We start from the raw sequence: 16,939 nt of genomic DNA on the forward strand, positions 1-16,939 counted from the left end.
AACTAAACCCCCTTTAGCACATTTTTGTATAAATAAGATTGCCATTTGACCTGTGTATCAAATACCGATAACTTGGAAATCCGCTGGAAGCTTTCTGGATGAGCAGCCTGCTCATCATATTTATGCAGTAATTGAGATTCCCTCTGAAGCAAGTCCTCAAACTTGTTTGACCTGTGCGAAAAGGATATTAAGAGGGCGAATGCGAGGTACGCGTATGACACGCAAACCCCGTCGCCGCGCTCTTTCTGTGCCTGTGCGCCACGTTCCAGATGGGAAGCCCGAAGAGCCTGGGGAGGTTCACTGATATGTTGTACGATAAATCCCTTGAGAAGGATAACTGTGGTTTCGGCCTGATCGCCCACATAGAAGGCGAACCTAGCCACAAGGTAGTGCGTACTGCTATACACGCACTGGCCCGCATGCAGCACCGTGGCGCGATCCTCGCTGATGGTAAAACTGGCGACGGTTGCGGTCTGCTGCTGCAAAAACCAGATCGTTTCTTCCGCATTGTTGCGCAAGAGCGCGGCTGGCGTTTAGCCAAAAACTACGCAGTCGGTATGCTGTTCCTGAATCAGGATCCTGAAAAAGCGACTGCCTCACGCCGCATCGTCGAAGAAGAACTTCAACGTGAAACCCTGTCGATTGTCGGCTGGCGCAATGTGCCAACCAACGAAGGGGTACTCGGTGAAATTGCCCTCTCCTCTCTGCCACGCATTGAACAAATTTTTGTTAATGCGCCTGCGGGCTGGCGTCCGCGTGATATGGAACGCCGCCTGTTTATCGCCCGTCGCCGCATTGAAAAGCGTTTGCTGGAAGATAAAGAGTTCTACGTCTGTAGCCTCTCGAACCTGGTGAACATCTATAAAGGTCTGTGTATGCCGGCTGACCTGCCGCGCTTCTACCTGGACCTGGCGGATCTGCGTCTGGAATCGGCCATTTGCCTGTTCCACCAGCGCTTCTCCACCAATACCGTTCCGCGCTGGCCGCTGGCTCAGCCGTTCCGCTATCTGGCACACAACGGTGAGATTAATACCATCACCGGTAACCGTCAGTGGGCGCGCGCACGTACTTATAAGTTCCAGACGCCACTGATCCCCGATCTGCATGACGCTGCGCCATTCGTCAACGAGACAGGTTCTGACTCCAGCTCCATGGATAACATGCTGGAACTGTTGCTGGCAGGCGGCATGGATATCGTGCGTGCAATGCGTTTGCTTGTTCCGCCAGCCTGGCAGAGCAACCCGAACATGGACCCAGAGCTGCGCGCATTCTTCGACTTTAACTCCATGCACATGGAGCCGTGGGACGGCCCGGCGGGCATCGTGATGTCCGATGGGCGCTACGCTGCCTGTAACCTCGACCGTAACGGTCTGCGCCCGGCACGCTACGTCATCACGAAAGACAAGCTCATCACCTGCGCTTCTGAAGTCGGTATCTGGGATTACCAGCCTGACGAAGTGGTCGAAAAAGGCCGCGTCGGTCCTGGCGAGCTGATGGTTATCGACACCCGCAGCGGCCGCATCCTGCACTCGGCTGAAACCGATGACGATCTGAAAAGCCGTCATCCTTACAAAGAGTGGATGGAGAAAAACGTCCGCCGTCTGGTGCCGTTCGAAGATCTACAGGATGAAGAAGTCGGCAGCCGCGAGCTGGATGACGATACCCTCGCCAGCTACCAGAAACAGTTTAACTACAGCGCAGAAGAGCTGGACTCAGTGATTCGTGTGCTCGGTGAGAATGGCCAGGAAGCCGTCGGCTCCATGGGCGACGATACCCCATTTGCTGTACTTTCGAGCCAGCCGCGCATCATTTATGACTACTTCCGTCAGCAGTTTGCGCAGGTCACGAACCCGCCAATCGATCCGCTGCGTGAAGCACACGTGATGTCACTCGCCACCAGCATTGGTCGCGAGATGAACGTCTTCTGTGAAGCCGAAGGCCAGGCGCATCGCCTGAGCTTTAAATCGCCGATCTTGCTGTACTCCGATTTCAAACAGCTCACCACCATGACTGAGGAGCATTACCGCGCCGATACGCTCGACATTACCTTCGACGTGACCGAAGCGAGCCTCGAAGAGAAGGTGAAAGCGCTGTGTGATAAAGCTGAGCAGATGGTACGTGATGGCACGGTTCTGCTGGTGCTGTCCGACCGTAACATCGCCAAGAATCGTCTGCCGGTTCCTGCGCCGATGGCGGTAGGTGCTATCCAGACCCGTCTGGTTGATAAGAGCCTGCGCTGCGATGCCAACATCATTGTTGAAACCGCCAGTGCGCGTGACCCGCACCACTTCGCTGTGCTGCTGGGCTTTGGTGCGACGGCTATCTATCCCTACCTCGCCTACGAAACGCTGGCGAAACTGATCGATGGCCGTGCGATTGAAAAAGACTACCGCACCGTGATGCTGAACTACCGTAACGGCATCAACAAAGGCCTGTACAAGATCATGTCCAAAATGGGCATTTCCACCATCGCTTCCTACCGCTGTTCCAAGCTTTTCGAAGCGGTTGGTCTGCATGATGAAGTGGCGTACCTGTGTTTCCAGGGCGTTGTCAGCCGCATTGGCGGAGCCGGTTTCACGGACTTCCAGCAAGATCTGCTGAATCTGTCGAAACGTGCCTGGCTGGCGCGTAAGCCGCTGGATCAGGGTGGCCTGCTGAAATATGTCCATGGTGGCGAATACCACGCCTACAACCCGGACGTCGTACGCACGCTGCAACAGGCCGTTCAGAGCGGCGAATACAGCGATTATCAGCAGTATTCGAAGCTGGTGAACGAACGTCCGGCAGCCACGCTGCGTGACCTTCTGGCAGTGACCCCGAACGGCGAAACCGTCAGCATCAATGACGTTGAGCCTGCAAGCGAACTGTACAAACGCTTCGATACCGCGGCGATGTCCATCGGTGCGCTGAGCCCAGAAGCGCACGAAGCGCTGGCTGAGGCGATGAACAGCATCGGCGGGAACTCTAACTCCGGCGAAGGCGGTGAAGATCCTGCGCGCTACGGCACCAATAAAGTGTCGCGTATCAAGCAGGTGGCTTCTGGTCGCTTTGGCGTGACGCCAGCGTACCTGGTCAATGCCGACGTGATTCAAATTAAAGTCGCCCAAGGTGCGAAACCGGGTGAAGGCGGTCAGTTGCCGGGTGATAAAGTCACGCCGTACATTGCCAAACTGCGCTACTCGGTACCGGGCGTGACGCTGATCTCCCCACCGCCGCACCACGATATTTACTCTATCGAGGATTTGGCACAGCTGATTTTTGACCTGAAGCAGGTCAACCCGAAAGCGCTGATTTCCGTGAAGCTGGTTTCTGAACCGGGCGTTGGCACCATCGCGACCGGCGTGGCAAAAGCCTATGCCGATTTGATTACCATCGCAGGCTATGACGGCGGTACGGGTGCAAGCCCGCTCTCCTCTGTTAAATACGCGGGCTGTCCGTGGGAACTGGGCCTGGTGGAAACGCAGCAGGCACTGGTCGCTAACGGCTTGCGTCATAAGATTCGTTTGCAGGTGGACGGCGGTCTGAAAACCGGCCTCGACATCATTAAAGCGGCGATCCTCGGCGCGGAAAGCTTCGGCTTCGGCACCGGTCCGATGGTGGCGTTGGGCTGTAAATACCTGCGTATTTGCCATCTGAACAACTGCGCAACGGGTGTGGCAACTCAGGACGAAAAACTGCGTAAGAACCATTACCACGGTCTGCCGTTCAAAGTGACCAACTACTTTGAATTCATCGCCCGCGAAACCCGCGAGCTGATGGCGCAGCTTGGCGTAACGCGTCTGGTGGATCTAATTGGCCGTACCGACCTGCTGAAAGAACTGGAAGGTTTCACCGCTAAACAGCAAAAACTGGAGCTGTCGCGTCTTCTGGAAACCGCCGAGCCTCATCCAGGCAAAGCCGTTTACTGGACCGAGACTAACCCGCCGTTTGATAACGGTGTGCTGAACGCCCAGCTGTTGCAGCAGGCTAAATCGTACGTTGATGACAAACAGAGCAAAACGTTCTGGTTTGATATCCGCAACACCGACCGTTCCGTGGGTGCGACGCTTTCGGGCTATATCGCGCAAACGCATGGCGATCAGGGCCTGGCAGCCGATCCGATTATCGCGCACTTTAGCGGTACGGCGGGTCAGAGCTTCGGCGTCTGGAACGCAGGCGGCGTTGAGCTTTATCTGACTGGCGATGCCAACGACTACGTCGGAAAAGGCATGGCGGGTGGATTGCTGGCGGTGCGTCCTCCGGTAGGTTCAGCATTCCGCAGCTGTGATGCCAGCATTATCGGTAACACCTGTCTGTACGGTGCAACCGGCGGTCGTCTGTTTGCAGCAGGCCGTGCGGGTGAACGTTTCGCGGTGCGTAACTCTGGTGCCATCACCGTAGTAGAAGGCATTGGCGACAACGGGTGTGAATACATGACCGGCGGGATTGTCTGCGTCATGGGCAAAACCGGCGTGAACTTTGGCGCAGGCATGACGGGCGGTTTCGCCTATGTTCTTGACGAAGACGGCGAGTTCCGCAAACGCGTGAACCCGGAACTGGTGGAAGTGCTGGACGTAGACACTCTGGCTATCCACGAAGAACATCTGCGCGGTTTGATTACCGAACATGTGCAGCATACCGGTTCTTCGCGTGGCGAAGAGATCCTGGCCAACTGGCCGGCATTCTCTGCGAAATTCGCGCTGGTTAAACCGAAGTCCAGCGATGTTAAAGCACTGTTGGGTCACCGTAGTCGTAGCGCAGCAGAGCTGCGTGTGCAGGCGCAGTAAGGGGCAGCAATGAGTCAGAACGTATACCAGTTTATCGACCTGCAGCGCGTTGATCCGCCAAAGAAACCGCTGAAGATCCGCAAAATTGAATTTGTTGAAATCTATGAGCCGTTTTCAGAAGGCCAGGCCAAGGCACAGGCAGATCGTTGCCTGTCCTGCGGCAACCCTTACTGTGAATGGAAGTGTCCGGTTCATAACTACATCCCGAACTGGCTGAAGCTCGCCAACGAAGGACGTATTTTTGAAGCCGCCGAGCTGTCTCACCAGACCAACACCCTGCCGGAAGTCTGTGGCCGCGTCTGTCCACAGGATCGTCTGTGCGAGGGGTCCTGTACGCTGAACGACGAGTTTGGCGCGGTGACCATCGGTAATATCGAGCGCTATATCAACGATAAAGCGTTTGAGATGGGCTGGCGTCCGGACATGACCGGCGTGCGTCATACCGATAAGCGCGTTGCCATCATTGGTGCAGGCCCGGCAGGCCTGGCCTGTGCTGACGTGCTGACCCGCAACGGCGTCAAAGCTGTCGTGTTTGATCGCCACCCGGAAATCGGCGGCCTGCTGACCTTCGGCATTCCAGCCTTCAAGCTGGAAAAAGAGGTCATGACGCGTCGTCGTGAAATCTTCACCGACATGGGTATCGAGTTCAAACTGAACGTCGAAGTGGGCCGTGATGTCCAGATCGACGATCTGCTGAAAGATTACGATTCCGTGTTCCTGGGCGTCGGGACCTATCAGTCAATGCGCGGCGGGCTGGAAAACGAAGATGCGCCAGGCGTGTTTGACGCCCTGCCGTTCCTGATTGCCAACACCAAGCAGATGATGGGCTTTGGTGAAACCACCGCTGAGCCGTACGTCAGCATGGAAGGCAAGCGCGTGGTCGTTCTGGGCGGTGGTGACACCGCGATGGACTGCGTACGCACCTCCATTCGTCAGAACGCAACGCACGTCATCTGTGCTTACCGTCGTGACGAGGAAAACATGCCTGGCTCTAAGCGCGAAGTGAAAAACGCGCGTGAAGAGGGCGTGGAGTTCCAGTTCAACGTGCAGCCTTTAGGCGTTGAAGTGAACGCTAACGGCAAAGTCAGCGGCGTGAAAATGGCGCGTACCGAAATGGGTCAGCCGGATGCGAAGGGCCGTCGTCGTGCGGAAATCGTAGCGGGCTCCGAACACGTGGTTCCGGCCGATGCGGTAGTGATGGCGTTTGGTTTCCGTCCTCACAGCATGGAGTGGCTGGCAAAGCACAGCGTGGAGCTGGATTCTCAGGGCCGTGTGATTGCGCCAGAAGGCAGCGAGAACGCATTCCAGACCAGCAACCCGAAAATCTTCGCCGGTGGCGATATCGTTCGCGGTTCCGACCTGGTGGTAACAGCGATTGCTGAGGGCCGTAAAGCGGCAGAAGGCATCATGAACTACCTGGAAGTATAAGCGTAAGAATAAGAGCCGGATGGGTAAACCATCCGGCTTTTTTTATGCGCTGAGTAAACTGATATGCACCTTCACAACCACCTTTTTAATCTCTTCCACTTTTGTCACCACACATCCTGGCTTGTGCGGTTCTCCGGGCATAAAGATCGCGTACATTCCAGGCGTCAAATCGAGCTGTTGCAGCCCTTCAATCTCACTGCATAGCTGATAATCATCCTCAATGTGCTGTTCCTCGCACTGACGAGCGGAACCGGCTACGCCAAACTGAATGCGCTCTTCACCCGATAACAACAGCTGAATGTCGATGTACTGCTCGTGTAGCTCCGCCTTTTTCTGCTGCGGTAACTGCGTGGCAAATTCCATCACGTTCATAAAAACGCTATCGCCCTGCAATGTATAGCGGCCAGGCATTTTGTCCTGAGGCCGCGCCGTCAGCGCCAGCGTCAGGGCATTTATCAATACGCCGTGCAGCCCCGATGAGGATAGCGTCCTCAACTCTCCCATCATCATCATTTTTCTCCTTGAGCCAGCAGCGCTGCGCCCAGTAAACCCGCATCGTGACGATAGCGTGCAGCGTTGATTTCTACCTGGTATACCGCTGGCTCCTGCGCCAGGTAGGCTCGCACCTTTTCCAGATACCCTTGTGCAAGCCCCACGCTGCCGCCCACCACGACCAGACGGCAATCGGTGGTTGCTTTCACATTCGCGATAAGCTGCGCGATCGTCCGGGCAGAGCGCTCAACGAGCCGCTGCGCCTGCGAATGGCCACCGGAGGCAAGCGCAAAGATAGCCCGGGCATCCTGCCCCGCGATGTCACCCTGAGCCTGAGCGGTTATTCCTCTCCCGGAGGCAATCGCTTCTACGCAACCTTTTCGCCCACAGCCACACAGCGGCCCCTGAGGATCGGCAAGCGTATGCCCCAGATGCCCGGCAAGCCCTCCATATCCTCTCTGAAGTGTGCCCCCGCAAACCATGCCGCCCCCGACGCCTGTCGAGACGGTAATGAACACCAAATCCTCCCCCGTCCTACCCGTGGCGTGGTATTCCGCCCACGCCGCCGCTTGCGCATCATTGATGGCGATGACGGGCAGTCCGGTTATCGTTTTAAGCGTTCTGACCAGGGGGAAATGCAGCAATCCCCCCAGGTTACGCGGGTTGATAGCCAGTAGATTACCGTCCTGAATGATGCCCGTTGATGCCACGGCAACGCGCGTTGCCCGCTGAACAAGCGGCGCAACCAGAGCGTGTAAGGCGGTACTGAGCGCATCCGGCGTTTGGCTACCTGGCGTGGGTATTTCGCGACGCTCGCCGATCTGCATATTCTCATCGACCAAAGCTGCGGCCAGCTTTGTTCCGCCAATATCAATCGCCAGAGTCGTCATTTCACCGCCTCGTGCTCTCTTTTTATGCTGCCTAAAGGTACGGCTCCGCTAAAGGGTTTTCCGTCAATGGCGTCATGTGTACGAAGCGCCTCCGGTCGGACCCAGCGCTGCACGCGGGACGGCATATCCAGACCAATCAGCAGAATGACGACAAAGGTCAGGCCAAACGAGAGCGATCCCAACGCGGTCCCTAATTCAAGCCGTTGCGCCAGCAAAGCACCGATTATCGGAGCGATTGCCCCACCCAACGCACCGACGTTATAGGTAAAGCCCAACCCGGCAGCACGTTGATCGGTGTCGAAGTAGCCGCCGATGAGCTTCGGTAATATTCCTGAGATCCCTTGCCCCAGCATCTGCTGGAAGAAGAGTAAGCAGCCCAGCACCCAAATACTTGAGCCACCAATCGCAAACACGGGAATGATGAGTAGCTGCGAAGCTAACAGGCTGTAAACGTAGGCTTTACGGGTGCCTAACCAGTCCCCCAGGAACCCGCCCACGCAGCACCCTACCGCCGCGCCGAATCCGCTAAAGAACAGCACGCGAGCCACCATTGCCGGATCATATGCCAGGTCGGTTTTCAGATACGTTGGCAGCAACGCCTGAATCGGCCACGAGTAGAGGAAGGCAAACAGCACCACGACCATCAGCGTGACGCCCGTCGGCCAGCGTTTTCCGCTGCTTTGCACCATAAAACTGATAAAGACACAGGCGCACAGCAGGCCAAGAATCATCACCAGACCCGCATTGTTAAGTTCTCCGGCAAAGCAAAACCACAGTGCGGTACCCGCAAACAGCGTCATGATGATATTGATTGCACGGTGTTTACCGCGATAAAGAATATCCACCATTGTGCGCACAGGGGCTTTGCCTTCGTGCCTGGCTTTCCAGTCTTCGGCTTCCGGAATGTTTTTGCGTAACCACAGGGCGAAAACGATCGGTAAGATGCCGATAAAGAACAGCGCACGCCAGCCCCACACAGGCACCACGAGGCTGTAAATCTGCGCCGCGATAACAGCACCGACAGAGAAACCAGAAATTAAAAAGCCGCTGGCTTTGTTACGCAGATGCTTTGGCCAGCTTTCGATGACGTAAGTCGCGCTGGACCCATATTCCCCTGCCATCCCCATTCCGATGACCATACGAGCAATGAACATCGTGACGTAACCCGGCGCAAAACCGCAGGCCAGCGTACCGCAGGAAAACAGGACAATACTGGTGATCATCGCCAGTTTTCGGCCGTAACGATCGCCCATGGCACCCAGCAGCAGGCCACCAAACCAGCGTGAGATAAAGGCCGCAGAGATCAGGCTTGCTGCCTCTACCGTTGTGAGTCCAAATTCAGTTTTGACTTCCGTTAAGACCAGCGCAATCAATACAAAATCAAAGCCATCCAGTAAGTATCCCAACCAGGCGGCGGAGAAGGCGCGCCACTGGGGGCGGCTCAAATTGCGGTACCACGGGATGCTTTGGGTAGAAATACTCATAACACTCTCCCGACCAACGTTATATTTTGCTTTTGTAAGCCGGGCAAACGCAGCGCCGCCCGGCAATGCATTACGCCTTCTCAGCCATCAACTGCTTCGCGAGTGCTTTCAACTCCGGCAGATACTGCTCATCTACCGGGGCAAAAGGCTTGCGGCACAGCGGCACTGCCACCACGTCCATGTAATGCAGGACGGTTTTCAGGCCGCGGAATACGCCAACCTTAATCAGCAGGTCGATAACCTTATTGCACTCGCTTTGCAGACGTTGCGCGGTGGCGTTGTCCCCTTCGCGAATCGCTTTGGCGATCGCCTGATAACGCCAGCCCATAATGTTGTAGGTACTGCCGATGCCACCATCAGCACCCGCCAGTAAACCGGAAGCAAAAATCTCGTCGTAGCCGTTATAAAGCACCAGATCCGGGTGCGCACGGCGGATCTGTTCCATCTGGAAGAGATCGCCGGATGTTTGTTTGAGCGCCCCCACCCCCGGTAACGTCACCAGGGTGTTGATCTGTTCGAGCGTTAATTTCACGCCGCTCAGTGCCGGAATGTTGTACACCACCATCGGCAATCCATCCGCCGAATCAATAATTGCACGGTAATGATCGCAATGTTCGGCAAAGCTGAAGGGATAGTAAAACGGTGTGACCGCTGACACAGCGTCAAAACCAAACCGGCTCGCCGCCATGGCTAACTGCTGGCTTTCTGCTGTGCTCACACAGCCTACGTGGGCGATTAACGTGATTTTACCTTTCGCCTCATCGGCCACGATTTCCAGCACCTGTTCGCGCTCAGAAAGGCTCTGCACAAAGGCTTCACCCGTAGAGCCTCCCACGTACAGGCCGTCAATTCCCTGTTGAATGTTGAACTGAACCAGACGTCGCAGGCTCTCTTTATCGAGTGCCTGTTGAGTCGTAAACGGAGTCAGGAGAGCGGCCATTACGCCACGTAAATGCTTTGCCATAGATACCTCAAGTGATTATTGGTCTGCTTTAACGATATACCTTTATACCTGTTATACCAGATCAAATAAGCAGCATTCGCATACATAACGCTTATATTGCGATCTGCTTCACTAAAGGATCGTTATTTTTTGTGTTTGGATCCCTGGCCGAAGGCATGCCAGGTCGCAGAAACACTATTGAGGTGGGATTGCAGGGCGCGATCGGCTTCTTCAGGATCGCGACGCCGTATCGCATCAACGATCGCGATATGCTGGCGATAGCTCACGTCATTGTGTCGATAAAGCTCTGCGTCGGGCACTTTGGGACGCGCCGCGATAAGCCAGTCCAGCAGCGCGACGTGGATTGCCATAAAGATGGGGTTATCCGGGATCTCCGCAAGCACGCGGTGGAAATCGACATCAGAACGGATAAAGAGCGCATTATCATTGAGCGCCTGGCTGTTAATCTCCAGCGCCTTCGACAAGCGTTCTACTTGCTCATCCGTGGCGTATTCTGCCGCGTAACGCACAAGGCTAGATTCAAAAAACAGTCGAAGTTGTTCGAAATGGGTAATGCCGCCCGGTTGGGTAAGAAAGTCTTTTGCCATCCCGGAGAGCTCACCAATGATGGTATCCGCAGAAGGCATAGAGACACGAGCACGTTCGCCATTGTTGATCTGCACCAACCCTTTACGCTTTAAGGCCGCCAGCGCTTCTCGCACCGAGGGGCGTCCCACGTTAAAGAACTCCATGAGCTCACGTTCAGAGGGAAGTTGTTCACCCTGCGCAAACTCCTGGCGACGGATCATTTGCTCAAGTTCTTCCTCCACCATTTCGGAGAGTTTTTTACGCGCCAGTGGGCGACGATGCAAACTGCGACCAAGGGTTTCGGTTGAATTTTCCGCCTGAAGATCAATTGGTTTCATAACGACTCGGGTCAGAAGAGTGACAATCAGTGACAACGATTTATCATATCACAGGAATTTTAGCGTAGCGAAAACCCCTGGATAGCAAAACAGGCCCATCGGGCCTGTTTGATTATTTCACAACGCGTAACGCTGGACGGCCACCGCGTGGCGGCGGATCGTCATCAGGGTCGTTGTTATGATCGTGATCGGGTTTATCGCCATCGATAACCGACATCACCGTTTCGCTCTCGCTATCGGTTGAGCCATCCTCATCGTTGAGGCTGGCAACGTCTTCATCGTAAGCCGCTTCCGGCTCAAACATGGTACCCGCACCGTTTTCACGCGCATACACCGCCAGAACAGCAGCCAGTGGTACAGAAACCTGACGCGGAACCCCGCCGAAACGGGCGTTGAAGCTCACTTCGTCGTTGGACAGTTCAAGATTCCCTACCGCACGAGGTGCAATGTTCAGTACGATTTGCCCATCGCGTGCGTATTCCATAGGAACTTGCACGCCCGGCAACGTCACATCCACCACCAGGTGCGGCGTCAGCTGGTTGTCCAGCAGCCATTCATAGAATGCACGCAGCAGATACGGACGGCGTGGAGACAGCTGTGACATTTCCACAATCGTTAACCTCGGCCGCCAAGACGCATTTCGCGTTCCGGCTCTGTCAGAGATGCCAGGAATGAATCGCGCTCAAATACGCGAGTCATATAGCCTTTCAGCTCTTTCGAGCCTGGACCGGTAAATTCAACACCAAGAGACTGCAAACGCCACAGCAGCGGCGCCAGATAGCAATCTACCAGGCTGAACTCATCACTCAGGAAGAAAGGCTTCTGACCAAATACTGGCGCGATAGCCAGCAGCTCTTCACGCAGTTGCTTACGAGCAGCATCACCTTCAGAGGAAGTACCGTTGACGATAACGTTCATCAGCGTGTACCAGTCTTTCTCGATACGCTGCATGTACAGGCGGCTTTCGCCACGCGCAACCGGATAAACCGGCATCAGCGGCGGATGAGGGAAACGCTCATCCAGATATTCCATAATGATGCGGGATTCCCACAGGGTCAACTCGCGATCCACCAGCGTTGGTACGCTCTGGTTCGGGTTGAGATCGATCAGATCCTGAGGCGGGTTATCCTTTTCCACATGTTCGATCTCAAAACTGACACCTTTCTCGGCCAGCACGATACGAACCTGATGGCTATAAATGTCAGTAGGACCAGAAAACAGCGTCATTACCGAACGTTTGTTGGCAGCGACAGCCATGAAAACCTCCAGGTATATTCAGAATAGTACTGCTACCGGCCATATTGGCCAGCCAGATGATTTGTCACCCATCCCCAGGGAACAATCGCATTGTTCATAAATCGAACAAAAATCGAGTGTACACCGACATTTGGGCAGAAAATTGGATGATAGTTTACCAGATTTTAAGGGGTTTGTGGTGAGGGGATTCTGGAAAAGCTTAAAAAGAGGTGATATATGAGCGCACGTTGTGGATAACCTGGGCATTATCCATAAAAAAACCCGCCGAAGCGGGTTTTTTCGCCAATCGTTCTGCGTGAGCAGAAAGTGATTAACGTTTGGAGAACTGTGGACGACGACGTGCTTTACGCAGACCCACTTTCTTACGTTCAACTTTACGAGCATCGCGAGTAACGAAGCCAGCTTTACGCAGTTCAGAACGCAGGGATTCGTCGTACTCCATCAGAGCGCGTGTGATACCGTGACGGATCGCACCTGCCTGACCAGAGATACCACCACCTTTAACAGTGATGTACAGATCCAGTTTTTCTACCATATCAACCAGTTCCAGCGGCTGGCGAACTACCATGCGGGCAGTTTCACGACCGAAGTACTGTTCCAGAGAACGTTGGTTGATTACGATTTTACCACTGCCCGGTTTGATGAACACACGAGCGGCGGAGCTTTTGCGGCGACCAGTGCCGTAGTATTGATTTTCAGCCATTGCCTATAATCCCGATTAGATGTCAAGAACTTGCGGTTGCTGTGCCGCGTGGTTGTGCTCGTTGCCTGCGTAAACTTTCAGTTTACGGTACATAGCACGACCCAGCGGGCCTTTTGGCAACATGCCTTTAACCGCGATTTCAATCACACGCTCAGGACGGCGGGCAATCATCTCTTCAAAGGTCGCTTGTTTGATACCACCGATGAAACCGGTGTGATGGTAATAAATTTTGTCTTCGCGCTTGTTGCCGGTTACAGCAACTTTTTCTGCGTTCAGAACGATAATGTAATCACCAGTATCAACGTGCGGGGTGTATTCCGCTTTGTGCTTGCCGCGCAGGCGAAGAGCCAGTTCGGAAGCCAGACGACCCAGAGTTTTACCGGTCGCGTCAACAACATACCAGTCGCGTTTTACGGTTTCTGGTTTAGCTGTAAAAGTTTTCATTAAAAGCTTACCCAAGTAATAAGTTACACGTTGGTGAACACCCAAACGTTTAGTCAGTTGAGGTTCACACGACATTGTCCAGCAAACCTACCCCTTCGAATAGCCTATGCCGGCACTTAGAAAGTTTTGGGAAAAAAACCTTCTCGTAACGTGGGGTCGCAAGATTATAGAGAAGTCGCGGTCAAAGGTCGACCCCTAAATGTGATTTGAAGGGGGTTTTTCGCACGTTGAGTTTGTGCGGCCTGATGCCCTCACCCCCAGCCCCTTTCCCACGGTGAGAGAGTCGCAGTTATGGCATATGCGGGCGTTTCAGGTACTCCTCGCTTTGCATTTCCTGTAGGCGCGACAAGCAGCGCTGAAACTCAAATTTGAGGCGTTCACCTTGATACACTTCGTAGAGAGGAACCTCCGCGCTAACGACTAACTTCACGTGTCGCTCGTAAAACTCATCCACCAGCGCGATAAAACGCCTCGCCTCGCTCTCCATCAGCGGCGTCATCAGGGGAACATCAAACAGCATCACAGTATGGAACAGGCGCGAGAGCGCAATGTAATCATGCTGGCTGCGCGCATCCACGCACAGTGTGGTGAACGATACGGCCAACGTTTGATTTTCTATGCCCAAGGTTTGCATAGGACGATGGTTTATTTCGAGCTCAGGGGCGCTGGTGCGCTTAGCCCCCGCGAGTGCCAGCCACAGTTTGTCCATCTGGCTTTGGGTCTCGTCATTTAAAGGGGAGAGCCACAGGTGTGCCTGAGTGAGCGTTCGCAGCCGATAGTCCACACCCGCATCGACATTCATGATGTCGCAATGCGCTTTGATAGCATCAATGGCAGGCAGGAATCGCGCGCGCTGCAAACCGTTTCGGTAAAGCTCATCAGGCGGAATGTTGGAGGTTGCCACCAGGGTAATCCCGCGCGCAAACAGCGCTTTCATCAAGCCACCCAGCAGCATTGCGTCGGTAATATCTGACACAAAGAATTCATCAAAGCACAGTACGTCGGTTTCGGCCTTAAAGCGCTCGGCGACAATATCCAGCGGATCGCTGTGCCCTTGTAGAGCCGTCAGCTCTTCGTGAACGCGCAGCATAAAGCGATGAAAGTGCAGGCGCTGCTTACGATCCCCCGGCAGACTGTGATAAAACAGGTCCATCAGCCAGGTTTTTCCTCGTCCTACGCCGCCCCACATATATAAGCCGCGAACCGGTGCCGCCAGCTGCGGCTCTTTTTTGCCCAGTAAGCGACCAAACGCCGCTTTCAACCCGCTCGTATGCACGGTATCTATCGGTTTATTGGTCAGTTTCTGAAAAATACCGTCCAGACGATTTACCGCGTCGCGCTGAACATTATCCGGCTGATGCGTTCCCTCAGTAAGGGCTTGTTGATATCGAGATGCAGGAGAGAGGCTTTGCATAAGCTTATTGATATTCCTTCAAAAAATGCTCACCAGGAGGCTCGACTGGCGAAAAAAAGGCCGTTCTACAGTACGCGATGATGCGTCAGGATTCCACTTCTGAAGAAATAGCGGTTATAGTGGCATAATCAGGCACAGGCAGGAGCCGCGCCAATACCCTACGGAACCACAAGACAACGGGAGAAGTTCATGACCTGGGAATATGCGCTAATTGGTTTAGTCGTCGGCATCGCTATCGGTGCTGTGGCCATGCGTTTTGGTAATCGCAAATTGCGTCAGCAACAGTCGTTACAGTACGAACTGGAAAAGAACAAAGCTGAACTGGAAGAGTACCGCGAAGAGCTGGTCAGCCATTTTGCCCGTAGCGCCGAGCTGCTGGACAATATGGCGACGGATTACCGCCAGCTTTATCAGCACATGGCAAAAAGCTCCAGCAACCTGCTGCCAGAAATGACGGCGGAGACCAACCCGTTCCGTAATCGTCTGGCAGAGTCCGAAGCCAGCAACGATCAAGCCCCGGTACAAATGCCGCGTGACTATTCTGACGGTGCATCGGGACTGCTGCGCGGTGGCGCAAAACGCGATTAATCTCACATCATCACTATATTTTACGGGCGCATGCATTGCGCCCGTCGTTTCTTTCCCGTCCCAGCTATTATTTAGTCAAATACCTCATTGTTCAGTGGTTTAAAATTCAATAACATCAAACTGTTTTTGGGCCGTTCTTCCTTACTTCCAGGTTACGAGAGCCAGCATCAATGAAGAAAAAAAACCAGCTGTTAAGCGCGTTAGCGTTAAGTGTCGGGTTATCTCTCACGACGTCATGGTCCATGGCTGCGGCTCTTCCTGCGCAGGTGCCTGGCGAGGCTGTCATTCCTAGCCTCGCGCCAATGCTGGAGAAAGTGTTGCCAGCGGTTGTGAGCGTTAAGGTTGAAGGCACTGCGGCGCAAAGCCAGCGCGTGCCGGAAGAGCTCAAGAAATACTTTGGGGATGAAGCCCCGGATCAGCAGGCGCAGCCGTTCGAAGGACTCGGCTCTGGCGTGGTGATTGATGCGGCGAAAGGTTACATCCTGACCAACAATCACGTCATTAGTCAGGCCGATAAAATCAGCGTGCAAATGAACGATGGCCGCGAGTTTGATGCCAAACTGATTGGCGGTGACGATCAAAGCGACATCGCGTTACTGCAAATCCAGAATCCCAGCAACCTGACGCAGATCGCCATCGCGGATTCCGACAAGCTTCGCGTCGGTGATTTCGCCGTTGCCGTGGGTAACCCGTTTGGTTTAGGCCAGACGGCGACATCCGGGATCATCTCAGCGTTAGGTCGTAGCGGTCTGAATCTCGAGGGTCTGGAAAACTTTATCCAAACCGACGCCTCCATCAACCGGGGAAACTCTGGCGGTGCGTTGCTGAACCTGAAGGGTGAGCTGATCGGCATTAACACAGCCATTCTGGCGCCTGGCGGCGGCAGTATCGGCATTGGCTTTGCGATCCCCAGTAATATGGCCAAAACCCTGGCACAGCAATTGATTGAGTCTGGTGAAGTGAAGCGCGGACTGCTGGGGATTAAAGGAATGGAGATGAGCGCCGATATCGCGAAGGCGTTTAATCTTAACGTGCAGCGCGGTGCCTTTGTCAGCGAAGTTCTGGCCAATTCCGGCTCGGCGAAAGCTGGCGTGAAATCAGGCGATGTGATTGTCAGCCTGAACGGTAAACCGCTGAGCAGCTTTGCTGAGCTGCGCTCACGTATAGCCACCACCGAACCTGGTACAAAAGTGAAGCTCGGTTTGCTGCGTGATGGCAAGCCAATGGATGTGGAAGTGACGCTGGATAAGAGCACCTCGTCTTCAGCCAGCGCTGAGATGATTGCTCCAGCCCTACAAGGCGCGGCGTTAAGCGACGGACAGCTTAAAGACGGCACGAAAGGCATTACCATTGAGAGCGTCGAAAAGAGTAGCCCGGCCGCGCAGGCAGGTCTGCATCAGGATGACGTTATCATCGGTGTTAACCGCAACCGCGTTCAGTCCATCGCGGAGATGCGTAAAGTGATGGAAACCAAACCAACGGTGATTGCCCTGCAGATCATCCGTGGTAATGACACGATCTACATTTTACTCCGTTAGGCATTTGCGCATCCGGGCATCACCGCACCATGTGATGTCCGGATAACTCATGCTATGCTGCAACCG

The 16,939-nt window shown here is 54.4% G+C and carries 14 protein-coding genes; 4 read left to right on the top strand and 10 right to left on the bottom strand.

Going from position 1 to position 16,939, the window contains the following annotated elements:
- Window positions 1-305 precede the first annotated feature (305 nt).
- Entirely contained in the window at window positions 306-4,766 is a 4,461-nt protein-coding gene (gene gltB, locus AC6EMZ_RS12195; protein WP_498402758.1) for a glutamate synthase large subunit, read from the top strand.
- A 9-nt stretch (window positions 4,767-4,775) separates the two neighbouring features.
- Complete coding sequence (locus AC6EMZ_RS12200) at window positions 4,776-6,194, top strand: glutamate synthase small subunit (protein WP_498402759.1); 1,419 nt, start codon at window positions 4,776-4,778, stop codon at window positions 6,192-6,194.
- 42 nt (window positions 6,195-6,236) lie between these two features.
- Here the strand turns inward: AC6EMZ_RS12200 and nanQ are convergent, their stop codons facing one another.
- The 10 genes from nanQ to zapE form a co-directional block, all read right to left on the bottom strand.
- Window positions 6,237-6,704, bottom strand: coding sequence for an N-acetylneuraminate anomerase (gene nanQ / locus AC6EMZ_RS12205; protein ID WP_498402831.1), 468 nt, complete (start codon window positions 6,702-6,704; stop codon window positions 6,237-6,239).
- Window positions 6,704-7,576, bottom strand: coding sequence for an N-acetylmannosamine kinase (gene nanK / locus AC6EMZ_RS12210; RefSeq protein WP_498402760.1), 873 nt, complete (start codon window positions 7,574-7,576; stop codon window positions 6,704-6,706). Before nanK ends, nanQ begins: the two co-directional genes overlap by 1 nt.
- Window positions 7,573-9,060 carry an MFS transporter gene (locus AC6EMZ_RS12215; protein WP_498402761.1) on the bottom strand — a complete coding sequence of 496 codons (1,488 nt, stop codon included), beginning with the start codon at window positions 9,058-9,060 and terminating at the stop codon, window positions 7,573-7,575. The genes nanK and AC6EMZ_RS12215 overlap by 4 nt, the downstream gene beginning before the upstream one ends.
- Before the next feature lie 70 nt (window positions 9,061-9,130).
- Window positions 9,131-10,024, bottom strand: coding sequence for an N-acetylneuraminate lyase (gene nanA / locus AC6EMZ_RS12220; protein ID WP_498402763.1), 894 nt, complete (start codon window positions 10,022-10,024; stop codon window positions 9,131-9,133).
- Window positions 10,025-10,146: 122 nt separating this feature from the next.
- The gene (gene nanR, locus AC6EMZ_RS12225; protein WP_498402764.1) at window positions 10,147-10,929 is read right to left on the bottom strand and encodes a transcriptional regulator NanR; all 783 of its coding nucleotides are present in this window, start codon (window positions 10,927-10,929) and stop codon (window positions 10,147-10,149) included.
- A gap of 112 nt (window positions 10,930-11,041) precedes the next feature.
- Window positions 11,042-11,539, bottom strand: coding sequence for a ClpXP protease specificity-enhancing factor (sspB, locus tag AC6EMZ_RS12230; protein WP_498402765.1), 498 nt, complete (start codon window positions 11,537-11,539; stop codon window positions 11,042-11,044).
- A gap of 5 nt (window positions 11,540-11,544) precedes the next feature.
- On the bottom strand, window positions 11,545-12,186 hold the full coding sequence (gene sspA, locus AC6EMZ_RS12235; RefSeq protein ID WP_498402766.1) for a stringent starvation protein SspA: 642 nt from the start codon (window positions 12,184-12,186) through the stop codon (window positions 11,545-11,547).
- Between the two features lie 310 nt (window positions 12,187-12,496).
- Window positions 12,497-12,889, bottom strand: a complete 393-nt coding sequence (rpsI, locus tag AC6EMZ_RS12240) for a 30S ribosomal protein S9 (RefSeq protein ID WP_498402767.1) — start codon at window positions 12,887-12,889, stop codon at window positions 12,497-12,499.
- A 15-nt stretch (window positions 12,890-12,904) separates the two neighbouring features.
- Window positions 12,905-13,333, bottom strand: coding sequence for a 50S ribosomal protein L13 (gene rplM / locus AC6EMZ_RS12245; protein ID WP_015960646.1), 429 nt, complete (start codon window positions 13,331-13,333; stop codon window positions 12,905-12,907).
- Between the two features lie 289 nt (window positions 13,334-13,622).
- Window positions 13,623-14,747 (bottom strand): cell division protein ZapE, encoded by a 1,125-nt coding sequence (gene zapE, locus AC6EMZ_RS12250; RefSeq protein ID WP_498402768.1) that lies wholly within the window; start codon window positions 14,745-14,747, stop codon window positions 13,623-13,625.
- Window positions 14,748-14,936: 189 nt separating this feature from the next.
- Here zapE and zapG point away from each other — a divergent pair, with 189 nt between their 5' ends.
- Together zapG and degQ are read left to right on the top strand one after the other, a co-directional pair.
- Window positions 14,937-15,335 (top strand): Z-ring associated protein ZapG, encoded by a 399-nt coding sequence (zapG, locus tag AC6EMZ_RS12255; protein ID WP_498402769.1) that lies wholly within the window; start codon window positions 14,937-14,939, stop codon window positions 15,333-15,335.
- A gap of 170 nt (window positions 15,336-15,505) precedes the next feature.
- Window positions 15,506-16,873 (top strand): serine endoprotease DegQ, encoded by a 1,368-nt coding sequence (gene degQ / locus AC6EMZ_RS12260; RefSeq protein WP_498402770.1) that lies wholly within the window; start codon window positions 15,506-15,508, stop codon window positions 16,871-16,873.
- Window positions 16,874-16,939 lie beyond the last annotated feature (66 nt).

Source organism: Enterobacter sp. SCRI0065, from assembly GCF_059766475.1.

What these genes read in the sequence shown, in the direction of transcription:
- gltB (WP_498402758.1), top strand. Translation starts at nt 306, where the DNA reads ATGTTGTACGATAAATCCCTTGAGAAGGATAACTGTGGTTTCGGCCTG.
- AC6EMZ_RS12200 (WP_498402759.1), top strand. Translation starts at nt 4,776, where the DNA reads ATGAGTCAGAACGTATACCAGTTTATCGACCTGCAGCGCGTTGATCCG.
- nanQ (WP_498402831.1), bottom strand. Translation starts at nt 6,704, where the DNA reads ATGATGATGGGAGAGTTGAGGACGCTATCCTCATCGGGGCTGCACGGC.
- nanK (WP_498402760.1), bottom strand. Translation starts at nt 7,576, where the DNA reads ATGACGACTCTGGCGATTGATATTGGCGGAACAAAGCTGGCCGCAGCT.
- AC6EMZ_RS12215 (WP_498402761.1), bottom strand. Translation starts at nt 9,060, where the DNA reads ATGAGTATTTCTACCCAAAGCATCCCGTGGTACCGCAATTTGAGCCGC.
- nanA (WP_498402763.1), bottom strand. Translation starts at nt 10,024, where the DNA reads ATGGCAAAGCATTTACGTGGCGTAATGGCCGCTCTCCTGACTCCGTTT.
- nanR (WP_498402764.1), bottom strand. Translation starts at nt 10,929, where the DNA reads ATGAAACCAATTGATCTTCAGGCGGAAAATTCAACCGAAACCCTTGGT.
- sspA (WP_498402766.1), bottom strand. Translation starts at nt 12,186, where the DNA reads ATGGCTGTCGCTGCCAACAAACGTTCGGTAATGACGCTGTTTTCTGGT.
- rpsI (WP_498402767.1), bottom strand. Translation starts at nt 12,889, where the DNA reads ATGGCTGAAAATCAATACTACGGCACTGGTCGCCGCAAAAGCTCCGCC.
- rplM (WP_015960646.1), bottom strand. Translation starts at nt 13,333, where the DNA reads ATGAAAACTTTTACAGCTAAACCAGAAACCGTAAAACGCGACTGGTAT.
- zapE (WP_498402768.1), bottom strand. Translation starts at nt 14,747, where the DNA reads ATGCAAAGCCTCTCTCCTGCATCTCGATATCAACAAGCCCTTACTGAG.
- zapG (WP_498402769.1), top strand. Translation starts at nt 14,937, where the DNA reads ATGACCTGGGAATATGCGCTAATTGGTTTAGTCGTCGGCATCGCTATC.
- degQ (WP_498402770.1), top strand. Translation starts at nt 15,506, where the DNA reads ATGAAGAAAAAAAACCAGCTGTTAAGCGCGTTAGCGTTAAGTGTCGGG.